Below are 7,046 nucleotides of genomic sequence, written 5' to 3'. Positions count from 1 at the left end.
GTTCGGGCGCGGGGGGCAGGGGGGCGATGTCAGGCACGGGCTTCCTCCGGCTTGCGTGCTTCCAGGACGGCCCAGGGGAAGTGCCATTCGGCACGGTCGGGCCACTGCGTCGTCTCCAGCCGTCCGGCACCGCGCTCGTCGAACGCGACCCAGCGCGCGTCGGTGAGCCCGGCCTTCTCGCACAGGGCGAGGCAGTCGGTGTCGAACAGCATCGGCAGGTACGGCTCGTTGTTGCGGTCGCCGTGCTCGACGAGCGCGAGGTCGCGGACGGCGTCGCCGGTCGGGTGGAAGTCCAGAACGCGCAGGACCCCGCCGGGCGCGAGCGTCCGCGCGGCGTCGGCGATCAGGTCGGCGAGCACCGGCGGCGGCAGCTCGTGGATGAGCATCGTCGCGGTGACCAGGTCCGCGGATCCGGCGGGCAGCCCGGTCGCGGAGGCGTCGGCCTGGACGTACCGGATGCCGAGCCCCGCCGTGCGGTGGGCGGCCAGCCGCAGCACCGGCGCGGACAGGTCGACGCCGATCACCTCGGCGTCCGGCCAGCGCCGCTTGAACGGGCGGGTGCTCTTGCCGAACCCGCAGCCGAGGTCGACGATGCGCCGGTACGGCCGGTCGGGGACGGCGGTCTCGGTGAACAGGGTGTGGAACGCGAAGTCGTCGTTCTCGCCCAGCATCACGAGCTTGGCGCCCGCCTCGTAGACCAGCGCGGCGCGGTCGGTGCTCCACACGCCGCCGGGTTGGACGTGAATGTCCACGTCGGTGTACCAGGCGGGCAGTTCCAGGTCGGGGTCCAGCTCCAGCCCGGGCGCGGACGCGGGCAGGTCGTCGGCGTCGACCGCGTCCGCGACCGCCCGCCACAGCATCTTCTGCGCGGACCGTTCCAGCCACGCGAACCACGGGTACACCGGCGCCGCGTGGACGGCGGCGCGGTCGGGGTCCGGCCCGGCCTGCTCGACGAGCACCGGGTACAGCGACCGGGCCCACTGCTGGCGCAGCGCTAGCGCGAAGTCCACTCTCGCCCGGCGCGCGACGTCGTTCATCGAACCTCCTGAAGACCGAGTCCGGAATCCACCTCGCCGGGGAAGAAGCAGGCCACCGAGCGGTCCCCGGACACCGTCAGCGGCGGCGCGTCGGTCGCGCACACGTCGCGCGCGACCGGGCACCGGGTGTGGAAGACGCAGCCGGGCGGCCGGTCGATGGGCGACGGCGGGTCGCCCGACAGCACGATCCGCTCCCGCGGCCGCTCGTCGGTCGTCGGCGTCGCCGACAGCAGCGCCGCCGTGTACGGGTGCTGCGGGGCCGCCACGACCGACGTCGTCGGCCCCTCCTCCAGCACGCGCCCGAGGTAGAGCACGACGACGCGGTCGGAGATGTGGTGGACGAGCGACAGGTCGTGCGCGATCAGCAGGAACGCCAGGTCGTCGGCCCGCTGCACCTCGCCGAGGAGGTTGACGATCTGCGCCTGGATGGACACGTCGAGGGCGGAGACGGGCTCGTCCGCGACGATCACCGAGGGGCGTGCGGCCAGCGCGCGGGCGATCGAGATGCGCTGCCGCTGCCCGCCGGAGAACTGCGCCGGGTAGCGGCCGGCGGCCGACTCGGGGAGCCCGACCTGGCCGAGGACCTCCGCGACGCGGGCGGCGATCTGCTCCCGCGTCCCGAAGCCGTGGGCCCGCAGCGGCTCGGCGACGATGCGGGCGACGGTCATGCGCGGGTCCAGGCTGGCGTACGGGTCCTGGAGGATCATCTGGAAGTGGCGGCGCAGCGGGCGCAGCCGCCGCTCGGGCATGTGGGTGATGTCGCGGCCGTCGAAGGTGACGCGGCCGGACTGCGGGGTCGTGGCGCGCATCAGCGCGGACGCGGCCGTCGACTTGCCCGATCCGGACTCGCCGACGAGCGCGAGCGTCTGCCCGCGGCGCAGCGCCAGCGAGACGTCGTCGACCGCGGTGAGGGTCCGCCCGCCGACCGGGAACCGGACGGTGACGCCGGTCATCTCCATGATGGGCGGCTGTGTGTCAGTCATGGGGGTTCCAGCAGGCCAGGCGGGCGGGGCCGGACACGGTCAGCACGGGCTCCCTCGTGGAGCAGTCGTCCTGCGCGCGGCCGCACCGCGGATGGAAGGGGCAGCCGTCCGGGCGGGCGAACGGCGACGGCGGGGCGCCGGCGATCGCGGCGAGCGTCCGCGACCGGTCGAAGTTCGGCGCCGCCGCCAGCAGCGCCGCCGTGTACGGGTGGCGCGGGTTGCGCAGCAGCTCCCGGGTCGGGCCCTCCTCCACGACGCCGCCGCTGTACATGACGGCGACGCGGTCGCACAGCTCGGCGGCGACGCCGAGATCGTGCGTGATCAGCACCATGGACGCGTCGCGCGCCTGGATCTGGTCCCGCATGAGCTGCGTGATCTGCGCCTGGATGGTCGTGTCGAGCGCGGTGGTCGGCTCGTCGGCGAGGATGACCGACGGCTCGTTGATCAGCGCGAGCGCGATCATCACCCGCTGCCGGAGCCCGCCGGACAGCTGGTGCGGGTAGGCCCGGACGCGGTCGCGCGGCGAGGGGATGCCGACCGCGGCGAGCGCCGCGACGGCCTTCTCGCGGGCGTCGGCCCGCGACACGTCCTGGTGCCGCAGGACGGCCTCCGCCAGCACGGCCCCGATCCGCCGCACCGGGTTCAGCCCGGTCATCGGATCCTGGAACACCATGCCGATCTGCGCGCCGCGGACGCGTTCCCACTGCTTCTCGGAGTACCCGGTGAGGTCCTCGCCGCGCAGCCGGACGGCGCCGGTCCGCGACAGGCCCGGCGGCAGCAGCCCGATCAGGCTGAGCGCGGTGAGGGACTTGCCCGACCCGGACTCGCCGACGAGTCCGAGGATCTCGCCGCGGCCGAGGCGGAACGACACGTCCTGCACGATCCGGGTGTCGCCGCCGTGGACGACCGAGAGGCCGTCGACGGCGAGGACGGCTTCGTCCATCGTCTGCTCCCTGGGTTCGGCGGGCGCGGCGGTCACGGGCGCACCGACTTCAGGCGGGCCCGGCTGCGGGCGGCCATGCCGTCGCCGATGAGGTTGGCGGCCGTCACCGCGAGGACGATGACCGCGGCGGGCACGAGCACGAGCAGCGGCGCGCCGACGAGGTGCTGGCGGCCCTCGGACAGCATGTTGCCGAGCGAGGGCGAGCCGAGCGGCGCGCCGATGCCGAGGAAGGACAGCCCGCTCTCGGCGACCAGCAGGTCGGCGAACACGAACGCCCACATCACCATGATCGTGTGCCGCAGCCCGGGCAGCACGTGGGAGATCAGGATGCGGGGGCGGGTGACGCCGAGCAGCCGGGCCGCGCGCACGTACTCGCGCTGCATGAGGCCGCGCGTCTCGGCGTAGACCACGCGGGCGAACACCGGCCAGCTCACCGCCCCGAGCGTGATCGCCAGCGGCACGAAGCCGCGGCCGACCGCCGCCATCAGCGCGACGACGATGACGAGGTAGGGCAGCGACAGGCACACGTCGATGACGCGGGAGATCGCGGCCTGCACGTAGCCGGTGGTCGACCCGGCGAGGACGCCGAGCGTGACGCCGATGGCGGCGACGATGCACGCGGACGTGGCGGCGACCGAGGCCGTCCAGCCGAAGCCGGCGATCGTCCAGGTCAGCAGGTCGCGGCCGACGCCGTCGGTGCCGAGCAGGTGCCCGTCCTCGCCGGGCGACAGCAGCCGCGACTCGACGCCGCCGCCGGAGTCGGTGATGTCGCCGAACAGCAGCGCGACGGCCGTCACGCCGATGAGCAGTACCGCGATGGCGATGCCCGCGATCAGCCGCGCCGATGCCACGCCCGGCCGCCGGGGGACGAGCCGGCGCCGCACGAGCCCGCGCGGGGCCTCCTCCTGGACCGCTGTCATCGCTGCCTCCGGAGGCGGGGGTCGAGGATGCCGAGCAGGGCGTCGGTGGCCGTGTTGGTCAGGAAGACCAGGCCCGCGATCGTGAACACGGCGGCCTGCACGATGGGGAAGTCCAACTGCCGCACCGAGTCGATCATCAGGGCGCCGAGGCCGGGCCAGGCGAAGACGACCTCGATGATCAGCGCGCCGGAGACGAGGATCGCGAGCTGGGTGCCGACGAGGGCGGCGGCGCCGAGCAGCGCGTTCGGGAGGACGTGCCGCACGATGACGGTGCGGCGGGACGCCCCCGCGGCGCGGGCCGTGCGGACGAAGTCCTCGTCCATGGTCTCGGCGACGTTGGCCGACACGACGCGGGTCAGCCGCGGGATGAGGAACGCCGCGAGCGACACCGCGGGCAGGATCGCCGCCGCGGCCGAGCCGTTGCCGATGCTCGGCAGCAGCCCGAGCCTGACGGCGAAGATCTGGATGAGCACGAGCCCGACGACGTAGCCGGGCATGCCCTGGCCGATGAAGACGAGCCCGGAGGCGGCCGACTGGGCCCGGCCGTCGGGGCGCGCCCCGATCCACGCGCCGAGCGGGATCGCGATCAGCATGTTGAGCAGCACCGCGAGCAGCGCGAGCTGGAGGGTGGCCGGCAGCCGGTCCAGCACCTCGGTGAACGCGTTCGCGCCGGACTGGACGGAGGTGCCGAAGTCGAGCTGGGCGGCCCGGCCGATGAACGTGGCGTACTGCTGGACGAGCGGGTCGTCCAGGCCGTACTGCTCCCGGACGGCCGCGACCTGGTCGGGGGTGGCGTCCTGGCCCGCCAGGGTCGTCGCGGGGTCGCCGGTCAGCCGCAGCAGGAAGAACAGCAGGGTGGACACCGCGAACAGCAGCAGGACGAGCTGGGACGCCCGCGAGGCGAGCATCAGGGCGAGCCCGCGGACGCGTCCGGCGCCGCGAGCGGGCCGCCCGGCGGCCACGGAGGTGTCCGTGGCCGCCGCCACCGGCGCGGTGTCCTTCACTTCTTGACCATCTGGTCGTAGCGGAAGAAGCGGTTGTCGTCCTTGGCGCCCTGGAGGTCGGCGGACTTGCCGACGATCGTGATCTGGTGGACCAGGAACAGCGCGGGCGGGTTGTCGTGCATCTCGGCGACGACCGCGCGGAGCTGCTCGGCGCGCTTGTCGGCGTCCATGTTGGTGAGCGCGGACTCGAGGTGGCCGGCGGTCGGCTCGTCGCAGAAGAACGTCGCCGCGCGCAGGCAGGTGAAGTTGCTCATGGCCCGGGTCGGGTCCATGGTGGGCAGCGCGTTCCAGGAGAGGCCGAACGCCTCGGTCTTCCAGGAGTTGCCCGTGTAGCGCTGCATCCAGGTCGGGAAGTTCATCTGGTTGAGCGTGAGGTCGACGCCGACCTTGGCGAGGTCCTGCTTGACGGCCTGGTAGATGTCGGCGTCGGCGGGGAAGGAGCCGACGACGACGTCGGCGCTCATCGCGAAGCCGTTCGGGTGGCCCGCCTCGGCCAGCAGCGCCTTGGCCTTCGCCGGGTCGTGCGGGTACGCCTTCACGTCCGGGTTGTGGCCGACGACCTTCTCGGTCGGGCCCTGGCCGATGGGCTGGGCCTTGCCGAGCAGCAGGTTGTCGGCGATGGCCTGCTTGTCCACCGCGTAGTTGAGGGCCTGCCGGACCTTCTTGTCGGTGAGCGGTGAGTCGATCTTCGCGTCGCCCTTGACGTTGCGGAACGCCAGCGACATCACCTGGTTGCCCAGGTTGGCCTCGGCCTGGACGGAGCCCTTCATCTGGCCGACCTGGTCGGGCGAGACGCCGGTGATGAGGTCGACCTGGCCGGACTGGAGGGCCTGCAGCCGGGACGCGGGGTCCTGCATCGCCTGGATCTCCAGGCCGGCGGCCTTCGGCGCGCGCCAGGACTTCTCGAACGCGGTGAGGGTGATCTTGTTGCCGCCCCAGTTCTTCACCTGGAACGGGCCCGTTCCGACCGGGGTGGCGGCGATGCCCTTCACGCCGCCCTCGGCGAGGGCCTTCGGCGCGGGGATCATCAGCTCGGTGAGCTTGTTGGGCAGCACCGGGTCCGGGACGGACGTGGTGATCTCGACGGTCTTCGCGTCCACCGCCTTCGCGGACTTGATCGTCGCGAGGTCGTTGGCGACGACCGACTGCTTGACCTCGGGGTTCTGCTTCAGGAAGGTGACGACGTCCGCGACGCCCTGGGCGGTCAGCTGCTCGCCGTTGGAGAACGTGACGTTGTCACGGAGCGTGAAACTCCACGCGGTGTCGGAGGTGGTCTTCCATTCGGTCGCCAGCCACGGCTTCACCTCGCCGGCCTCGTTCACGAACGTCAGCGGGTCGTAGATCGCGGCGTAGGTGTAGACGCCCGGCGAGACCGCGGAGTTGAACGGGTTGCCCTGGGAGGCCGGGAGCGAGTCGACGCCGATCCGCAGGGTCTGGCCGCCGTCGCTTCCGGAGCCGCCGCCGCACGCGGCGAGCGCGATTCCGAGGACCAGGGCCATTCCGCCCCGCACTGCAATGCCTCTAGCCACAAGCCCTCCATTGTTCCTCTGAGCGGAACACTTAACTCGCTCAGTGGAACGGTAGGATGAGATGCGCCACAGTGTCAAGGGTCAAAGAACAGGAAACACGCAGGTAACAGACCTGTTTCGACAACTGTCGAGCATGCGGACAACACGGTCCGCACTCACCCGGATACGGGTGGATCAGACGGACGCCACCAACGCGGCACCGGCGCCGGGAACGTTCCAGACACCGGCGGGCCCGCCCCCGCGCAGCGTCACGAGGACGATCCCGCCGTCGCTCGGCGACCTCCGGCCCCGGGCGGCGGACACGTCGGCGGGGTACTGGTCGACCTCCACCGCGCACTCGCCCGGGAGCTGGAGCGTGCTGATGCGGTGCAGCGTCCCCTCCGGGCGGCCGAGTTGGGCGTTCAGCACGCGCACCGGCAACCGGTGGTCCGTCACCCTCCGTGCGGGCAGCCGCTCTTCCAGCGCCGCGCGCGACGTCTCCAGGTCGCCGGACGCGAGCACGGCGATGAACACCGGGCCCACCGGCCCGCTGGGGCGCGGCAGGGTGAACCCCTCCGGGGCGCGGTCGACCTGCGTCAGGTAGACCCCTTCCCCGGCCGGCCCCGCGACCTGCGCGGCCCGCAGCCCTCC

The 7,046-nt window shown here is 72.8% G+C and carries 7 protein-coding genes; all 7 read right to left on the bottom strand.

All coding sequences use genetic code 11. The annotated features are described in order from the left end of the window. Positions 1-29: 29 nt before the first annotated feature. Positions 30-1,037 carry a class I SAM-dependent methyltransferase gene (locus tag ETD96_RS38195; protein ID WP_138641367.1) on the bottom strand — a complete coding sequence of 336 codons (1,008 nt, stop codon included), beginning with the start codon at positions 1,035-1,037 and terminating at the stop codon, positions 30-32. Further along, positions 1,034-2,020, bottom strand: a complete 987-nt coding sequence (locus ETD96_RS38190; RefSeq protein ID WP_138641366.1) for an ABC transporter ATP-binding protein — start codon at positions 2,018-2,020, stop codon at positions 1,034-1,036. Before ETD96_RS38190 ends, ETD96_RS38195 begins: the two co-directional genes overlap by 4 nt. After that, entirely contained in the window at positions 2,013-2,963 is a 951-nt protein-coding gene (locus tag ETD96_RS38185; RefSeq protein WP_138641365.1) for an ABC transporter ATP-binding protein, read from the bottom strand. Before ETD96_RS38185 ends, ETD96_RS38190 begins: the two co-directional genes overlap by 8 nt. A 32-nt stretch (positions 2,964-2,995) precedes the next feature. After that, positions 2,996-3,883, bottom strand: a complete 888-nt coding sequence (locus ETD96_RS38180) for an ABC transporter permease (protein ID WP_138641364.1) — start codon at positions 3,881-3,883, stop codon at positions 2,996-2,998. Then, entirely contained in the window at positions 3,880-4,887 is a 1,008-nt protein-coding gene (locus ETD96_RS38175; protein ID WP_138641363.1) for an ABC transporter permease, read from the bottom strand. The genes ETD96_RS38180 and ETD96_RS38175 overlap by 4 nt, the downstream gene beginning before the upstream one ends. Then, positions 4,884-6,386, bottom strand: a complete 1,503-nt coding sequence (locus ETD96_RS38170; RefSeq protein ID WP_138641362.1) for an ABC transporter substrate-binding protein — start codon at positions 6,384-6,386, stop codon at positions 4,884-4,886. The genes ETD96_RS38175 and ETD96_RS38170 overlap by 4 nt, the downstream gene beginning before the upstream one ends. Positions 6,387-6,590: 204 nt before the next feature. Beyond that, on the bottom strand, positions 6,591-7,046 hold a 456-nt coding region (locus ETD96_RS45370), incomplete at its 5' end, for a hypothetical protein (RefSeq protein ID WP_205719665.1).

Source organism: Actinomadura geliboluensis, assembly GCF_005889745.1.
In the GTDB taxonomy this organism is placed as follows: Bacteria; Actinomycetota; Actinomycetes; order Streptosporangiales; family Streptosporangiaceae; genus Spirillospora; species Spirillospora geliboluensis.
This window is presented reverse-complemented; position numbering and strand designations above follow the sequence as displayed.